Source organism: Massilia sp. H6, assembly GCF_024802625.1.
Taxonomy (GTDB): Bacteria; Pseudomonadota; Gammaproteobacteria; order Burkholderiales; family Burkholderiaceae_D; genus Telluria.
The window spans coordinates 935,802-951,152 of the sequence record NZ_CP103371.1; the positions used below are offsets into that span (position 1 = coordinate 935,802).

The 15,351-nt window shown below is 60.5% G+C and carries 10 protein-coding genes, 2 tRNA genes and 3 rRNA genes; 7 read left to right on the plus strand and 8 right to left on the minus strand.

Going from position 1 to position 15,351, the window contains the following annotated elements:
• Positions 1 to 436 precede the first annotated feature (436 nt).
• From NRS07_RS04170 to rrf, 5 genes are all read left to right on the plus strand, one after another.
• Positions 437 to 1,969 (plus strand): 16S ribosomal RNA (locus NRS07_RS04170).
• Positions 1,970 to 2,044: 75 nt separating this feature from the next.
• A tRNA-Ile gene (locus NRS07_RS04175) sits at positions 2,045 to 2,121 on the plus strand.
• 94 nt (positions 2,122 to 2,215) lie between these two features.
• Positions 2,216 to 2,291: transfer RNA gene (locus tag NRS07_RS04180), tRNA-Ala, on the plus strand.
• 248 nt (positions 2,292 to 2,539) lie between these two features.
• Positions 2,540 to 5,430, plus strand: a 23S ribosomal RNA gene (locus NRS07_RS04185).
• Between the two features lie 133 nt (positions 5,431 to 5,563).
• Positions 5,564 to 5,676 (plus strand): 5S ribosomal RNA (gene rrf / locus NRS07_RS04190).
• Together the 16S, 23S and 5S rRNA genes with 2 tRNA genes alongside form the textbook arrangement of a ribosomal RNA operon.
• A gap of 118 nt (positions 5,677 to 5,794) precedes the next feature.
• On the opposite strand, the gene NRS07_RS04195 is transcribed toward rrf, so the two are convergent.
• The 8 genes from NRS07_RS04195 to NRS07_RS04230 form a co-directional block, all read right to left on the minus strand.
• Complete coding sequence (locus NRS07_RS04195; protein WP_259211389.1) at positions 5,795 to 6,136, minus strand: DUF1840 domain-containing protein; 342 nt, start codon at positions 6,134 to 6,136, stop codon at positions 5,795 to 5,797.
• Between the two features lie 71 nt (positions 6,137 to 6,207).
• Positions 6,208 to 7,761: a hypothetical protein gene (locus NRS07_RS04200; RefSeq protein ID WP_259211390.1), complete on the minus strand. Its 1,554-nt coding sequence runs from the start codon at positions 7,759 to 7,761 to the stop codon at positions 6,208 to 6,210.
• Positions 7,758 to 8,513, minus strand: coding sequence for an ABC transporter ATP-binding protein (locus NRS07_RS04205; protein ID WP_259211391.1), 756 nt, complete (start codon positions 8,511 to 8,513; stop codon positions 7,758 to 7,760). Before NRS07_RS04205 ends, NRS07_RS04200 begins: the two co-directional genes overlap by 4 nt.
• Positions 8,514 to 8,526: 13 nt before the next feature.
• Complete coding sequence (locus tag NRS07_RS04210; RefSeq protein ID WP_259211392.1) at positions 8,527 to 9,054, minus strand: hypothetical protein; 528 nt, start codon at positions 9,052 to 9,054, stop codon at positions 8,527 to 8,529.
• A gap of 55 nt (positions 9,055 to 9,109) precedes the next feature.
• Positions 9,110 to 10,630, minus strand: coding sequence for a YifB family Mg chelatase-like AAA ATPase (locus NRS07_RS04215; RefSeq protein WP_259211393.1), 1,521 nt, complete (start codon positions 10,628 to 10,630; stop codon positions 9,110 to 9,112).
• Between the two features lie 121 nt (positions 10,631 to 10,751).
• On the minus strand, positions 10,752 to 11,126 hold the full coding sequence (locus tag NRS07_RS04220; protein ID WP_259211394.1) for a SirB2 family protein: 375 nt from the start codon (positions 11,124 to 11,126) through the stop codon (positions 10,752 to 10,754).
• 36 nt (positions 11,127 to 11,162) lie between these two features.
• Positions 11,163 to 13,625: an adenosylcobalamin-dependent ribonucleoside-diphosphate reductase gene (locus NRS07_RS04225; RefSeq protein WP_259211395.1), complete on the minus strand. Its 2,463-nt coding sequence runs from the start codon at positions 13,623 to 13,625 to the stop codon at positions 11,163 to 11,165.
• A gap of 34 nt (positions 13,626 to 13,659) precedes the next feature.
• Positions 13,660 to 13,965 carry an accessory factor UbiK family protein gene (locus NRS07_RS04230; RefSeq protein ID WP_259211396.1) on the minus strand — a complete coding sequence of 102 codons (306 nt, stop codon included), beginning with the start codon at positions 13,963 to 13,965 and terminating at the stop codon, positions 13,660 to 13,662.
• A gap of 272 nt (positions 13,966 to 14,237) precedes the next feature.
• Here NRS07_RS04230 and NRS07_RS04235 point away from each other — a divergent pair, with 272 nt between their 5' ends.
• Positions 14,238 to 14,984, plus strand: a complete 747-nt coding sequence (locus NRS07_RS04235) for a TorF family putative porin (protein WP_259211397.1) — start codon at positions 14,238 to 14,240, stop codon at positions 14,982 to 14,984.
• A 19-nt stretch (positions 14,985 to 15,003) separates the two neighbouring features.
• Positions 15,004 to 15,342 carry a P-II family nitrogen regulator gene (gene glnK / locus NRS07_RS04240; RefSeq protein ID WP_259211398.1) on the plus strand — a complete coding sequence of 113 codons (339 nt, stop codon included), beginning with the start codon at positions 15,004 to 15,006 and terminating at the stop codon, positions 15,340 to 15,342.
• The last annotated feature ends 9 nt before the right edge of the window (positions 15,343 to 15,351 follow it).

Here is a 15,351-nt window from a genome sequence, read left to right on the forward strand (position 1 = left end):
TTATCCAATCTATTTTTACTATCAAGATGAGTGGGTCGCTCCGAGAGGCAGATTTTAGTGCTTGCGATGGCGGTGAGTATTTGCTATAGTTCTGCTCCTCCGACGCACACGCAGCTTCACGGCAGCGATAGCGAAGGAAACGAAGGGGTTGACGAGAAACGCGAAACACTGCATACTCTCGCTTCTCTGCTGCTGACGAACACAACGCTTCGTCAAGTGCAGCAAGGCAGTACCGAACAAAGTTCTTTAAAAATTTACAGTCGATAAGTGTGGGCGTTTGATGAAGGTGCCAAGAACTTCGGTTCTTGATTACTTAAATTATCAAATGTTCACAAAAAAGAAATAGCGTTGTCTCAGCAATGAGATGACGGTCAGTATTTTGAGTGAGCGACCCGTCTGCAAGGACGGAGGCAGAAATGTCTATTAAACAGAGATTAAACTGAAGAGTTTGATCCTGGCTCAGATTGAACGCTGGCGGCATGCTTTACACATGCAAGTCGAACGGCAGCGCGGGGCAACCTGGCGGCGAGTGGCGAACGGGTGAGTAATATATCGGAACGTACCCAAGAGTGGGGGATAACGTAGCGAAAGTTACGCTAATACCGCATACGATCTAAGGATGAAAGCAGGGGACCTTCGGGCCTTGTGCTCCTGGAGCGGCCGATATCTGATTAGCTAGTTGGTAGGGTAAAGGCCTACCAAGGCTACGATCAGTAGCTGGTCTGAGAGGACGACCAGCCACACTGGAACTGAGACACGGTCCAGACTCCTACGGGAGGCAGCAGTGGGGAATTTTGGACAATGGGCGCAAGCCTGATCCAGCAATGCCGCGTGAGTGAAGAAGGCCTTCGGGTTGTAAAGCTCTTTTGTCAGGGAAGAAACGGCCGAGGATAATACCCTTGGCTAATGACGGTACCTGAAGAATAAGCACCGGCTAACTACGTGCCAGCAGCCGCGGTAATACGTAGGGTGCAAGCGTTAATCGGAATTACTGGGCGTAAAGCGTGCGCAGGCGGTTTTGTAAGTCTGTCGTGAAAGCCCCGGGCTCAACCTGGGAATTGCGATGGAGACTGCAAGGCTTGAATCTGGCAGAGGGGGGTAGAATTCCACGTGTAGCAGTGAAATGCGTAGAGATGTGGAGGAACACCGATGGCGAAGGCAGCCCCCTGGGTCAAGATTGACGCTCATGCACGAAAGCGTGGGGAGCAAACAGGATTAGATACCCTGGTAGTCCACGCCCTAAACGATGTCTACTAGTTGTCGGGTTTTAATTAACTTGGTAACGCAGCTAACGCGTGAAGTAGACCGCCTGGGGAGTACGGTCGCAAGATTAAAACTCAAAGGAATTGACGGGGACCCGCACAAGCGGTGGATGATGTGGATTAATTCGATGCAACGCGAAAAACCTTACCTACCCTTGACATGGTCGGAAGCCCGAAGAGATTTGGGTGTGCTCGAAAGAGAGCCGATACACAGGTGCTGCATGGCTGTCGTCAGCTCGTGTCGTGAGATGTTGGGTTAAGTCCCGCAACGAGCGCAACCCTTGTCATTAGTTGCTACATTTAGTTGAGCACTCTAATGAGACTGCCGGTGACAAACCGGAGGAAGGTGGGGATGACGTCAAGTCCTCATGGCCCTTATGGGTAGGGCTTCACACGTCATACAATGGTACATACAGAGGGCCGCCAACCCGCGAGGGGGAGCTAATCCCAGAAAGTGTATCGTAGTCCGGATTGTAGTCTGCAACTCGACTACATGAAGTTGGAATCGCTAGTAATCGCGGATCAGCATGTCGCGGTGAATACGTTCCCGGGTCTTGTACACACCGCCCGTCACACCATGGGAGCGGGTTTTACCAGAAGTAGGTAGCTTAACCGCAAGGAGGGCGCTTACCACGGTAGGATTCGTGACTGGGGTGAAGTCGTAACAAGGTAGCCGTATCGGAAGGTGCGGCTGGATCACCTCCTTTCTAGAGTAGCACCGGGTTAGAACCCATTCATTGAGCGTCCACTCTTATCGACTGTAGAACAAGAACAACAGTGTCGGGGCTGTAGCTCAGCTGGTTAGAGCACCGTGTTGATAACGCGGGGGTCGTTGGTTCGAGTCCAACCAGCCCTACCATCAACGTGGTTGCCTGTAAAAATCATCTGGCTTTGCCAGGGATTTTTACCTGGATCCACAAAAAAGTAGGTTTGTACTTTTTTGTGATGTATTTGGGGGATTAGCTCAGCTGGGAGAGCACCTGCTTTGCAAGCAGGGGGTCGTCGGTTCGATCCCGTCATCCTCCACCAATCACTGCCTACATGATTCGAAAGTACAAACGTAAGTCGACCAGTTCCTGGTTGAGACTTAGGTTTGATCTTTTAGCGATCAAAGCTGTTTCGTTCTTTAACAATCTGGAAGAAGTAAAAGTTTTTTAAGCGTGTGCGACAGCACACGCTTAGGGTAGCATTACAGTATCAACAAACATGCAACAAGCTGTACTCTTGATTTTCTATGACGATCCCTGGTTAGTGATAAGCAGGGGCCAACGTTATAGGGACAAGCGAATAAGTGCACATGGTGGATGCCTTGGCGATTACAGGCGATGAAGGACGTAGTAGCTTGCGATAAGCTGCGGGGAGCGAGCAAACACGCATTGATCCGCAGATTTCCGAATGGGGAAACCCGGCCTTTATGGTCATTGCATACTGAATACATAGGTATGCAAAGCGAACGCGGCGAACTGAAACATCTAAGTAGCTGCAGGAAAAGAAATCAACCGAGATTCCCAAAGTAGTGGCGAGCGAAATGGGATGAGCCTGTACGTGATAGTCGATTGGATAGTGGAACAACCTGGAAATGTTGGCCATAGAGGGTGATAGCCCCTTACACGAAATTCAAACGGTGATACTAAGCGTACGACAAGTAGGGCGGGACACGAGAAATCCTGTCTGAACATGGGGGGACCATCCTCCAAGGCTAAATACTCGTAATCGACCGATAGTGAACCAGTACCGTGAGGGAAAGGCGAAAAGAACCCCGGGAGGGGAGTGAAATAGATCCTGAAACCGTGTGCATACAAACAGTAGGAGCGGACTTGTTCCGTGACTGCGTACCTTTTGTATAATGGGTCAGCGACTTACATTCAGTGGCGAGGTTAACCGAATAGGGGAGCCGTAGAGAAATCGAGTCCGAACAGGGCGACAGTCGCTGGGTGTAGACCCGAAACCAAGTGATCTACCCATGGCCAGGATGAAGGTGCGGTAACACGCCCTGGAGGTCCGAACCCACTAATGTTGAAAAATTAGGGGATGAGCTGTGGGTAGGGGTGAAAGGCTAAACAAACTTGGAAATAGCTGGTTCTCTCCGAAAACTATTTAGGTAGTGCCTCAAGTATCACCATCGGGGGTAGAGCACTGTTATGGCTAGGGGCTCATTGCGAGTTACCAAACCATTGCAAACTCCGAATACCGATGAGTGCGAGCTTGGGAGACAGACGTCGGGTGCTAACGTCCGGCGTCAAGAGGGAAACAACCCAGACCGCCAGCTAAGGTCCCAAAGATTGGCTAAGTGGAAAACGAAGTGGGAAGGCTAAAACAGTCAGGATGTTGGCTTAGAAGCAGCCATCATTTAAAGAAAGCGTAATAGCTCACTGATCGAGTCGTCCTGCGCGGAAGATGTAACGGGGCTAAGCCAGTCACCGAAGCTGCGGATATGTTTCTTAGTATTTATACTTCGATCCATATGGTAGGAGAGCGTTCTGTAAGCCTGCGAAGGTGAGGTGTGAACCTTGCTGGAGGTATCAGAAGTGCGAATGCTGACATGAGTAGCGATAATGGGGGTGAAAAGCCTCCACGCCGTAAGCCCAAGGTTTCCTGTTCAACGTTCATCGGAGCAGGGTGAGTCGGCCCCTAAGGCGAGGCAGAGATGCGTAGCTGATGGGAAGCAGGTTAATATTCCTGCACCGTCGTATGATGCGATGGGGGGACGGATCGCGGAAGGTTGTCTAGCTGTTGGAATAGCTAGTTTTTGACTCATAGAAGGCGCTTAGGCAAATCCGGGCGCAGGATTCAAGGGGTTGAGACGAGGAACTTAGGTTCTGAAGCAATCGGAAGTGGTTCCAAGAAAAGCCTCTAAGCTTCAGTCATACGAGACCGTACCGCAAACCGACACAGGTGGGCGAGATGAGTATTCTAAGGCGCTTGAGAGAACTCGGGAGAAGGAACTCGGCAAATTGGTACCGTAACTTCGGGAAAAGGTACGCCCTTGTAGTTTGACCACTTTACTGTGGAAGGATGAACGGGTTGCAATAAACTGGTGGCTGCGACTGTTTAATAAAAACACAGCACTCTGCAAACACGAAAGTGGACGTATAGGGTGTGACGCCTGCCCGGTGCTGGAAGATTAAATGATGGGGTGCAAGCTCTTGATTGAAGTCCCAGTAAACGGCGGCCGTAACTATAACGGTCCTAAGGTAGCGAAATTCCTTGTCGGGTAAGTTCCGACCTGCACGAATGGCGTAACGATGGCCACACTGTCTCCTCCCGAGACTCAGCGAAGTTGAAATGTTTGTGATGATGCAATCTACCCGCGGCTAGACGGAAAGACCCCATGAACCTTTACTGTAGCTTTGCATTGGACTTTGAACCAATCTGTGTAGGATAGGTGGGAGGCTTTGAAGCGGACACGCCAGTGTTCGTGGAGCCATCCTTGAAATACCACCCTGGTTTGTTTGAGGTTCTAACCTTGGTCCGTTATCCGGATCGGGGACAGTGCATGGTAGGCAGTTTGACTGGGGCGGTCTCCTCCTAAAGCGTAACGGAGGAGTTCGAAGGTACGCTAATTACGGTCGGACATCGTGATGATAGTGCAATGGCATAAGCGTGCTTAACTGCGAGACCGACAAGTCGAGCAGGTACGAAAGTAGGACATAGTGATCCGGTGGTTCTGTATGGAAGGGCCATCGCTCAACGGATAAAAGGTACTCTGGGGATAACAGGCTGATTCCTCCCAAGAGTTCATATCGACGGGGGAGTTTGGCACCTCGATGTCGGCTCATCACATCCTGGGGCTGTAGCCGGTCCCAAGGGTATGGCTGTTCGCCATTTAAAGTGGTACGTGAGCTGGGTTTAAAACGTCGTGAGACAGTTTGGTCCCTATCTGCCGTGGGCGTTGGAAATTTGAAGGGGGCTGCTCCTAGTACGAGAGGACCGGAGTGGACGAACCTCTGGTGTACCGGTTGTCACGCCAGTGGCATTGCCGGGTAGCTAAGTTCGGAAGAGATAACCGCTGAAAGCATCTAAGCGGGAAACTTGCCTTGAGATGAGATTTCCCGGAGCCTTGAGCTCCTTGAAGGGTCGTTCGAGACCAGGACGTTGATAGGCTGGGTGTGGAAGTGCAGTAATGCATTAAGCTAACCAGTACTAATTGCCCGTACGGCTTGTCCCTATAACCTTGGTAGGTATATAGATAAGTCGAGAATACAGCGCACGTTTGTTGATACTCGCTACCCAATACAACAATTACTTCTTCCAGATTCAGAGATTTTTGCCACTTGGCAAAAACCTCGTACAAGTCAAAGCCTGATGACCATAGCAAGTCGGTCCCACCCCTTCCCATCCCGAACAGGACCGTGAAACGACTTTGCGCCGATGATAGTGCTGCAACCAGTGTGAAAGTAGGTTATCGTCAGGCTAGTTATAAGAAAAACCCCACAGAGTGATCTCTGTGGGGTTTTTTGCGTTTAGGCGCCGGCCCGGGCCATAAAAAAAGCGGAGCGCAAGCTCCGCCGTTTCGTGGGCATCCTGTCAGCTTACACACCCCACAGGACATCGGTTTTCTTGTCGCGTGCAGAGCGCAGCATTTCCAGTAGCGGATAGGCGCGCGTCGAGAACGTTACGAGCTCGATCGGTTCATGGTCGTTGTCTTCGGTCTCGCCATGATGCGCATGGACGTCGCGCTCGACCTGCTCCGACACCTGATGCTTGCGGCTCTCTTCGATTTCGCCTTCGAGCAGGGCCACTGCACGGGGCGCTTCTTCGGCGGTGATCACGCCGCGTTCCACGTCCTTGCCTAGCATGTCGAGAATGCGCTTGGCGTGCTCCTGGTACATCAAGACCTCAGGATAGGACTTGCACTTAAATGTAATCAACATAGCTATTCCAATCTTCAGTTAATGCCTAAACGATAACACGAGTTGGGCATCCGGTCACCCTGCACACGCCTTTACTGCTGAGCACGGCGCGAGAACCAGGCGGCGGCAAGCGTTATCAGCGTACAGGCAAAGGCGATGCTTGTCCCCACCAGCAGCATATCCGATGTGGCCCCAGTGGCAAGCGAGGCGATGCACCATGCGAGTGCGCCCCACGACAGGCTGTTGATCGCTTCGAGCATCGAGCGCAACAGGTCGCGCTTGCCCCGGTTGGCAAAATCGCCGCGCGCGCCAGGGCGGCCGCACCAGTGAACGATCAATGCGGCCGCACAGACTGCACCGCTGACGCACAAGCCTGCCAGCAGGCCCGCGAGCGGGGCCCGTATCGATAGCCAGAACAGGGGCAGGGCGACAATGAACAGCGAGGGCATGACCGCCGCCGCCAGCTTGGCCAGGCGGATGGCGCGTGGCGCCGCCGGTGCCATCCGTAGCAGGTCGGGAGCGTCTTCGGCCGCGACGGCGATCCAGGCCAGGGAGCCAGTCAACGCGGCGCACAGCAGGGTCAGGCCCGCGGCGACGGCTGGTAACTGGATATCGCTGCGCCGAAAGACGAGGAATAACAAGGGCAGCAGGTAGATCAATTGCAGCCCGACCTGGGAAATCAGCTGCGGGTCGCGCAGGATCAGGCGCCACTCCTTGCGCACGACGGTGTTGAACAGGCTGCTGCCGAAGCGGTAGCGCACGCCGCCCTTGGGTGGCCCTGCGGTCCGGTTCGAGGCTGCGGCCTGCTGGAGGCCTTGCACGAAGAAGCGATGCGTACGCCCGGCGGTAAACACGAAAGTGGCCAGCGCCGCCAGCGCCATGCCCAGTAATGGCAGCGGTTCGCCCAGTAGCGCGCGGCCGGGCAGCCATAGCGGGCTGGCAGCGCCAAGCGGCCCATCCGCGGCAAAGGCGCGCGCAAAGGTGGTGGCGGCCTGCGTCTGCATCGAGTTCGCGTAATGCGAGAACAGTTGCGACAGGATGAACAGCAGGGCGCCGGCCAGCGCCCCGATGACCTGTGCGACAACACGGGTGCGCCGCGCCCCGAGCACCCGCACCAGGGCTAGCGTCAGCAGCATGGCGACGCAGGCGATGACGCTGGCAGTAGCCAGAATGACCGGATAGACGGCAAGCCAGCGCGCCTGTCCGAGCAGCGCGCCTGCATGCGCAAACGGCGTCAGGATAAACAGGTAGAGCGCCGCCGTGCCCACTGCCACCGTGCCGAGGCGGACCGTGAATATGCTGAGCGATGGCAGTGGAGACGACAGCAGCAAATCGAGGTCGCCGCGCTCGAACAGCACCAGCACGCTCGATTTCAGGGCGCTGGAAAGCATGAAGGTCATCGCGCCGAACAGCAGTGCGCTGAGCGCGACCTGCACGCGCGGATCGGCCGCGTCGAACCCGCCGAAGCGCGTCACCACGACGAACGCCACCACATGCAACGCCAGATACGCCAGGGCGATGGCAGCCAAGCCGCGCGGGCCTGGGCGGCGCCCGGTTGGCGTCTGTTTGCCGGACGCCGCGTTGAACCAGAACAGCTTGATCTCGTGCCAGGCCAGCCAGCCGATGCTGCCGGGGGCGACCATCATGGCCGCGCGGTCAGCTGCAGGAACACGTCTTCGAGACTGGCGCCGCTGGCGCCTGCGCGCAGTTCGTCCAGCGTGCCCTCGGCGATCAGGCGGCCGTGCTGGATGATGCCGATGCGCTGCGCGAGGCGCTCCGCCACCTCGAGGATATGGGTCGTCAGGATCACCGTGCCGCCCTTGGCCACGTGCGACAGCAGCAGGTCTTTGACCTGGCGCGCCGCGGCCGCGTCGAGCCCGGTGAGCGGCTCGTCCAGGATCAGCAGTTCCGGCTCATGGATCAATGCACCGGCCAGCGCCAGCTTCTGCTTCATGCCGCGCGAAAATCCTTCGGTCAGCTCATGCGCATGCGGCGCCAGTTCCAGCCACGCGAGCAGCGAACGCGCACGCGCTTCGGCCTCGCGCGCGGGCACGCCCCAGAGTCCGGCGACGAACTCGAGGTATTCGGTGGGCTTGAGCTTGCCGTACAACATGGGGTCGTCCGGCAGATAGGCCATGTTGCGCTTGGCTTGCTGCGGCGTCGCTGCCAGGTCGAGGCCGAGCACCTCGATGCTGCCGGCGTCGGGCGCCACCAGCCCGGCCACCATGCGTAGCGTGGTGGTCTTGCCGGCGCCGTTGGGGCCAAGCAGCGCGTACAGTTCGCCGCGCCGGATGGTCAGGTCGAGGCCATCGACGGCAGGGCGGCCGAAGGATTTGTGCAAGCCGGCGATGCGCAGCGCCGCCACTGACGGCAGGAGCGCAGACGGGTCGTCTTTCATGGGCGAGCCTGGTTCACTGTGGCACGAACGAGTCAAGGAATTGCTCGGTTTGCTCAGGCGGCATGGCATCGGGTTTGCCGATGACGATCACTTGATAGACGCGCGCGCCTTTCACCGTAAACCGGCCCAGCAGGCGCACCGGGCCAGCATGCCCCTTGCCGGTCGCGTCCACCTGCAGCTCTGCCGCACCGGGCTTCAAAGGCGGCGTCTGGGTCCCATCTTCGGTGGCGCCGATATTGCGCAGCAGCGCCTGGCGCATGGCCGGCAAGGTGGCCAGCGCCAGCGCGGGGCTTGGCGCCAGCGCGGTGCCCACGGCGAAGGTCGCCCCCTCGACGTCGGCGCCGGTCATGGTCATGTCGACCCGGATCCCGCCCAGGTCGATGCTGCGCGTGTGTGTCGCCGGCTTGGCCGGGAACATCACCCGGTAGCTGCCATCGCCGCTGCTGTAGTCGCGCCAGTTGTAGGTGGGCGAGCAGCCGCCGAGCGCCACGCCGAACAGGGCCGCCGACAGGGTGGCAAGGAAAAGAGGTTTGATGTGCATGACCAGATGGTAGCAGGAGGCGCGGCTTCTGCGTGCACCCGGCCATGCCCTGCGTTCAGCCTTCGTGCAGCGCGCGCCGGTACTGGATCGCTTCGGCGATATGCGGGGCAGCTACGCCGTCCGCGCCGCCCAGGTCGGCAATGGTGCGCGCCACCTTGAGCACGCGGTGATAGGCGCGCGCCGACCAGTGCAGCTGTTGCATCGCCGCGCGCAGCAGCCGCTCACCGGCGCTGTCGGGGCGGCAGTAGCGGTCGATCTCGGCAGGCGCCAGGCGCTGGTTGGGGCCGCCCTGGCGCGCGAGCTGCAGGGCGTGTGCCTGGGCGACGCGCGCCGCGACCACGGCGCTGGCTTCGCCGTCGGCATGGGCGCCGATGCGCTCGGCCGGCATGGCGGCCACCGTGAACTGGATATCGATGCGGTCCAGCAGGGGCCCGGAGATGCGACCCTGGTAGCGCTGGGCAATCTCGGGCGTGCAGCGGCATTTGCCGGATGGGTGGCCGAGCCAGCCGCAGGGGCAGGGATTCATGGCCGCGATCAGTTGAAAGCGGGCCGGAAAATCGGCCTGGCGCGCCGCCCGCGAAATCGTGATGTGGCCCGATTCGAGCGGCTCGCGCAGTACCTCCAGCACGCGGCGGTCGAATTCAGGCAGTTCGTCGAGAAACAGCACCCCATGGTGCGCCAGCGATACTTCGCCCGGTCGCGGCGGGTTGCCGCCGCCGACCAGCGCCACGCTGGAGCTCGTGTGATGCGGGCTGCGGAAAGGGCGGCGCCGCCAGCGTTGTGGCGAAAAGCCGCCGGTGAGCGATTGGACCGCGGCCGATTCAAGCGCCTCGTCGTCGCTCATCGGCGGCAATAGCGCGGGAAAGCGCGCGGCCAGCATGCTCTTGCCCGCACCGGGAGGACCAATGAGAAGCACCGAATGCAGGCCGGCGGCCGCGACCTCGAGGGCGCGTTTGGCACTTTGCTGCCCCTTGACTTCGGCAAGATCCGGGTAGTCGACGGTCGCCGGCAAGGCCTGGCCCTGGTGGCGCGCCAGCCGCGCACTGCCTGCGCCATGCGCGAAGTGGGCGCATACCTCGAGCAGCGTGCGGGCCGGATAGATGGCCGCATGGGTGACCAGCGCCGCTTCGTCGGCATTGGCCAGCGGCAGGATGAAGGCGCGCGCAAGGTCGCTGCCCTGGTCACGGTGCATGGCGAAGGTCATGGCTAGCGCCCCCCGGATCGGCCGCAACTCGCCCGACAACGACAGCTCGCCCGCGAACTCGTAGCGCTCGAGCTGCTCGCCAGGGAGCTGCTGCGACGCGGCCAGGATGCCCAGCGCAATGGGCAGGTCGAAGCGGCCGGATTCTTTCGGCAGGTCGGCCGGCGCCAGATTGACGGTGATGCGCCGCGGCGGGATGGTAAAGCCCGAATTTTGCAAGGCCGCCCGCACCCGGTCTTTTGCTTCGCGCACTTCGGCGTCGGGCAAGCCGACGATGGCAAAGGCGGGCAGGCCGTTGGCCAGGTGGACTTCGACGTTGACCACGGGCGCCGCCATGCCTGCCAGTGCGCGGCTGCGAAGGACGGCAAGACTCATGTTGCACCTGACGGGATGAGCGGAGACTTGACGATACTGCCCGGTAAAGCGCAACGCCCGGTTGAGGGCGACCAAACGTGCGGCCCGGGTCACGCGCTTGGTGTCGGCCGCGCGCTGCGGCTTAAACCAACGGGTTCTTGGTGACCGCCACCGCCACGATATAGACGTAACAGGCCAGGGCGCCGACAAAGGCAGCGACCCGCACCTGCTTGGTACGGCCGCGTTTGAGGGCAATGATGCCCAGCGCGATATAGCCCACCAGCGCCACTACCTTGGCTGTCAGCCAGGACTGCTCACCAGGATACTGGCTGCTCCATACCACCAGGCCGATGGCGCTCACCAGCAGCAGCGTGTCGACGATGTGCGGCACTACTTTCACCCAGCGCCGCTGCAGTTGCTGCGATCCGGACAGCATCCAGATGCCGCGCACCAGGAACAATACCCCGCTCAGGGCGGCGAAAGTGATGTGGATGTGCTTCAGGGCGAGATAGGTCATGGCAGTCTTGAAAGTTGAGAACCTGCGCAGTATGCCTTAGCCGCACTCTCCCACATAGTGGCATTCTTCGCAGCGGGTGCAACCGTCCACCTTGCGCAGCGCGCGGGCGCCGCATTCCGGACACTTGGCGCCGCCCGCCGCGCGCAGGGCGCCGGCCGCCGTGGCAGGGCAGGGTTCGGCATCGGGCGCCATGCCAGTGGCGCGCGCGGCATAGCGCCTGGCCAGTTCCGGCAGCGCTACCTCGTTGCCCAGGGCGTCCAGGAAGCCGCGCCGGATCAGCACGCGCTGCAGCATGAAGGCGATCGCCGCCACCTCCGAGTCGTGGTAGACCGGCACCTCGGTGCCGTCCTGGCGCGTCAGGTAGCCGCAGCGCACCGGGCCTTTTTCCCAGACCACGTCGCGCATGTCGGCCAGCGCGCGCGCGATCGGGCCGCCGGCGCGCGCCACCATCGACAGCAGCCGCATCGAGGCCGTGATCCACTGCTGGCCCCCGGTGCGCTGGTTCGAGGGCATGAAGAATTCGAAGGGCCGCTCGATCGTCACCGGCTGGCCCGCGCACCTGCCGTCGACGCGGATGAAGCTCACCGTGAGGTAGGCGCTCGTGCGGCCTTCCTGGGTCGAGTATTCGATTTTCGAGGTAAGCGATTCGAGTTCGCCCAGCGGGCGGCGTTCGAAGCGCTGGCGCAGCGGGTCGTCGTCCGAGCCGGCCTGCTGCGCAGGCTCGGGCGAGTTTGATAGCACGTTGCCCAGCACCGTATTGGGCCGGTAGGTTGCCAGTCCCTTCAGCCCCGCATGCCAGGCCTGGCTGTACAGGTCGCGAAATTGCTCGAACGGGTAATCGACCGGCACGTTAACGGTCTTGGAAATGGCCGTGTCGACGAAAGGCTGCACCGCCTGCACCATGCGCAGATGATCGAGCGCGCGCATCTCGAGCGCGGTGACGAACTGCGGTGGCAGGCTGCCGGTGTCGTGGCCAAGGTGGCGGTACAGGCGCCAGGCATGGTCTTCGACCGCGTAGCTGCGGGTGCTGCCGTCGGCCATTCGCTTCTTGCGCTGGTAAGTCCAGGAATAAGGCGGCTCGATGCCGTTCGTGGCATTGTCGGCAAAGGCCAGCGAGATGGTGCCGGTGGGGGCAATCGACAGCAGGTGCGAGTTGCGGATGCCGTGCAGGCGGATCGCCGCGCGCAGCTCGTCTGGCAGGCGCAGGATGAAATGCCCGCGCAGGTAGTGCTCGGCGTCGAACAGTGGAAAGGGGCCTTTTTCGCGCGCCAGTTCGACCGAGGCGGCATACGCAGCATTGCGCAGTGCCTCCATGATGCGGGCGGCCAGCGCACGCCCCTCGTCGGCGTCGTAGCGCAGCCCCAGCATGACCAGCGCGCTGCCCAGGCCCAGAAACCCCAGGCCGACGCGGCGCTTGGCGCTGGACTGCTCCGCCTGCTGCGGCAGCGGCCAGACGGTCGCGTCGAGCACCAGGTCGAGCATGCGCACCGCCACGGTGGCCACCTCGCACATGCGCGCGAAATCGAAGGCGGCAGCCTGGCTGAACGGGTTGCGCACGAAACAGGTGAGGTTGAGCGAACCCAGGTCGCAGCAGCCATAGGCCGGCAGCGGCTGCTCGCCGCAGGGATTGGTGGCGCGCAGTTCTTCCGCGTACCAGAGGTTGTTCTCCAGGTTGATGCGGTCGACAAACAGCACGCCCGGCTCGGCATGGTCGTAGGTCGAGGCGATGATCCGGTCCCACAGGGCGCGCGCCTCTACCCGCCGGTAGACCCAGCGGCCGTCGTCGAGCCGGCGCGGATTCGGCATGTCCTGCGGCGCGTCTTCGTCACCTGGTTCGGCGGCGTGCACCAGCTCGAAGGGCGCGTCGGCTTGCACCGCGCGCATGAAGGCGTCGGTGACGCCTACCGAGATGTTGAAATTGGTGAGGCCGCCCTTGTCCTTGGCGGCGATGAAGCGCTCGATGTCGGGATGGTCGATGCGCAGCACGCCCATCTGGGCGCCGCGCCTGGCGCCGGCCGACTCCACCGTGCGGCACGAGGCGTCGAACACTTCCATGTACGAGACCGGCCCGGAGGCGCGCGAGCCGGTGCCATGGACCTTGCTGCCCATCGGGCGGATCGCGCTGAAGTCGTAGCCGACGCCGCCGCCGCGGCGCATGGTCTCGGCGGCCTCGGATAGTGCCGTATAGATGCCGGGCAGGCCGTCCTGGCTGCCCGAGATCGAGTCGCCCACCGGTTGCACGAAACAGTTGATGAGGGTGGCCTGCAGGCCGAGGCCGGCCGCGGAATTGATGCGTCCGGCGGGGACGAAGCCTTGCTCCTGGGCCCACAGAAAGCGTTGCTCGAACCCGGTGCGCTGCGCTGCCGGTTCCAGCGCCGCCAGGGCGCGCGCTACGCGCCGGCGCACGTCGTCGATGCTGGTCTCGTTGCCCTTGGCATATTTCTCGCGCAACACGTCGAGCGAGACATCCTGCGGCGCCGGCTGGTCGTTGGCATTCATGTGCGGCTCCCGGGGGACATGAATGCCGGCAGCCTTATTCCTTGCCGAGAATGATCGTCGGCGCCGGCTGGCCTGCCGCTGCCGCTGCCGGGGACGATGCCGAAGCCTGCGCGCCCAGGCGTGCTTCCAGTTCTAGCACGCGCAGTTCAAGCGCTTCGAGCTTGGCGCGGGTCTTGGCCAGCACCTGGGCCTGGATATCGAATTCTTCGCGGGTGACCAGGTCGAGCTTGGAAAAGCCCTGGGTGGCCATAGCCTTGACATTGCGCTGGATGTCCTTGGCCGGCGTGCTCTCCAGGGCCTGGTTGATCTTGCCCTGCAAATCGTTAAAGAAAGTGGTCATATCCGTACGTTCCTCAATAAGGCGGGGGGCGGCGCACCACGAAGGTGCGTCCGCTGGCCGCGGTGGTGCGTGGCACTGCGGCACATGGCGCCGCAAGTGTTTGCTGGTTATTCGTATTGCACATGGGGTAGATGACTGAGAAATCAACACCTTCCCGGGCGCGCGCCTCCCCATTTTGCCTCTGGCACGCATCGTGCTAAAGGGAAGTGAAGCGTGCTGCAAGTGCATTGTAAATCGCAACCGAGTCTACCGTTGAACATAAGGGGAAAAGCATGAAACGCAGCATACCGACCGCAGCAGCCACCTGGGCCGCCCTGGCGCTGGCAAGCGTCACGGCCAACGCGCAGCAAGCTGCTCCTGACGCAGTGCAGCAACACCAGCTCAGCTACAACGCTGCCATCACCAGCGACTACCGCTATCGCGGCCTGTCGCAGACCAGCTTCGATCCGGCGCTGCAAGGCGGCGCCGACTACGTGCACGGCCCAACCGGCTGGTATGTGGGCACCTGGCTCTCCACCATCAAGTGGACGAAGGATCTTGGCGGCGACGGCAGCATCGAATGGGATATCTACGGCGGCCGCCGCGGCCAGCTCGGCGCCTCCGTCACCTATGACCTCGGCGGCCTGTACTACCTGTATCCGTCGAACGGCCTGGGCCCGAGCGCCAACACCTTCGAGCTCTACGGGCGGCTCGGCGTCGGTCCGGCCTACATCAAGTATTCGCAGTCGACGACCAACCTGTTCGGCACCGCCAACAGCAAGGGCAGTGGCTATCTCGACCTTGGCGCTGATCTTGACGTGGGCAACGGCTTCATCCTGAACCTGCATGCCGGCCGCCAGAAAGTGCGTCACAACAGCCAGTTTTCCTACTCCGACTACAAGCTGGGCGTGAGTAAGGACCTCGGCGTGGCCACGGTCTCGCTGGCCTGGATCAAGGCCGATACCGGCGCTTACCTGAACCCGCAAGGCAAGAACCTCGGCAAGTCCGGCGCGATTCTCACCGTGTCCAAAACCTTCTGATCGATTAAGAGGCAATGCCATGAAGATGATTACCGCCATTATCAAACCGTTCAAGCTGGACGAAGTGCGCGAAGCGCTGTCGGAGATCAACGTGCAGGGCATGACGGTGACCGAAGTGAAGGGTTTCGGGCGCCAGAAAGGCCATACCGAGCTCTACCGCGGCGCCGAATACGTGGTCGACTTTCTTCCAAAAATCAAGATCGAGGCGGCCGTGGACGATGCCTTGGTCGAGCAGGTGATCGACGCCATCCAGGGTGCGGCCCGCACCGGCAAGATCGGCGATGGCAAGATTTTCGTGGCCGACCTGAACCAGGCCATCCGTATCCGTACCGGCGAGACCGGCAACGACGCACTGTAAAAGGAAATT

Excerpts from the sequence above, each read along its gene's own strand:
- NRS07_RS04210 (WP_259211392.1), bottom strand. The coding sequence starts at position 9,054 with ATGCACATCAAACCTCTTTTCCTTGCCACCCTGTCGGCGGCCCTGTTC.
- NRS07_RS04225 (WP_259211395.1), bottom strand. The coding sequence starts at position 13,625 with ATGAATGCCAACGACCAGCCGGCGCCGCAGGATGTCTCGCTCGACGTG.
- NRS07_RS04215 (WP_259211393.1), bottom strand. The coding sequence starts at position 10,630 with ATGAGTCTTGCCGTCCTTCGCAGCCGCGCACTGGCAGGCATGGCGGCG.
- NRS07_RS04230 (WP_259211396.1), bottom strand. The coding sequence starts at position 13,965 with ATGACCACTTTCTTTAACGATTTGCAGGGCAAGATCAACCAGGCCCTG.
- NRS07_RS04200 (WP_259211390.1), bottom strand. The coding sequence starts at position 7,761 with ATGATGGTCGCCCCCGGCAGCATCGGCTGGCTGGCCTGGCACGAGATC.
- NRS07_RS04220 (WP_259211394.1), bottom strand. The coding sequence starts at position 11,126 with ATGACCTATCTCGCCCTGAAGCACATCCACATCACTTTCGCCGCCCTG.
- NRS07_RS04195 (WP_259211389.1), bottom strand. The coding sequence starts at position 6,136 with ATGTTGATTACATTTAAGTGCAAGTCCTATCCTGAGGTCTTGATGTAC.
- NRS07_RS04205 (WP_259211391.1), bottom strand. The coding sequence starts at position 8,513 with ATGAAAGACGACCCGTCTGCGCTCCTGCCGTCAGTGGCGGCGCTGCGC.
- NRS07_RS04235 (WP_259211397.1), top strand. The coding sequence starts at position 14,238 with ATGAAACGCAGCATACCGACCGCAGCAGCCACCTGGGCCGCCCTGGCG.
- glnK (WP_259211398.1), top strand. The coding sequence starts at position 15,004 with ATGAAGATGATTACCGCCATTATCAAACCGTTCAAGCTGGACGAAGTG.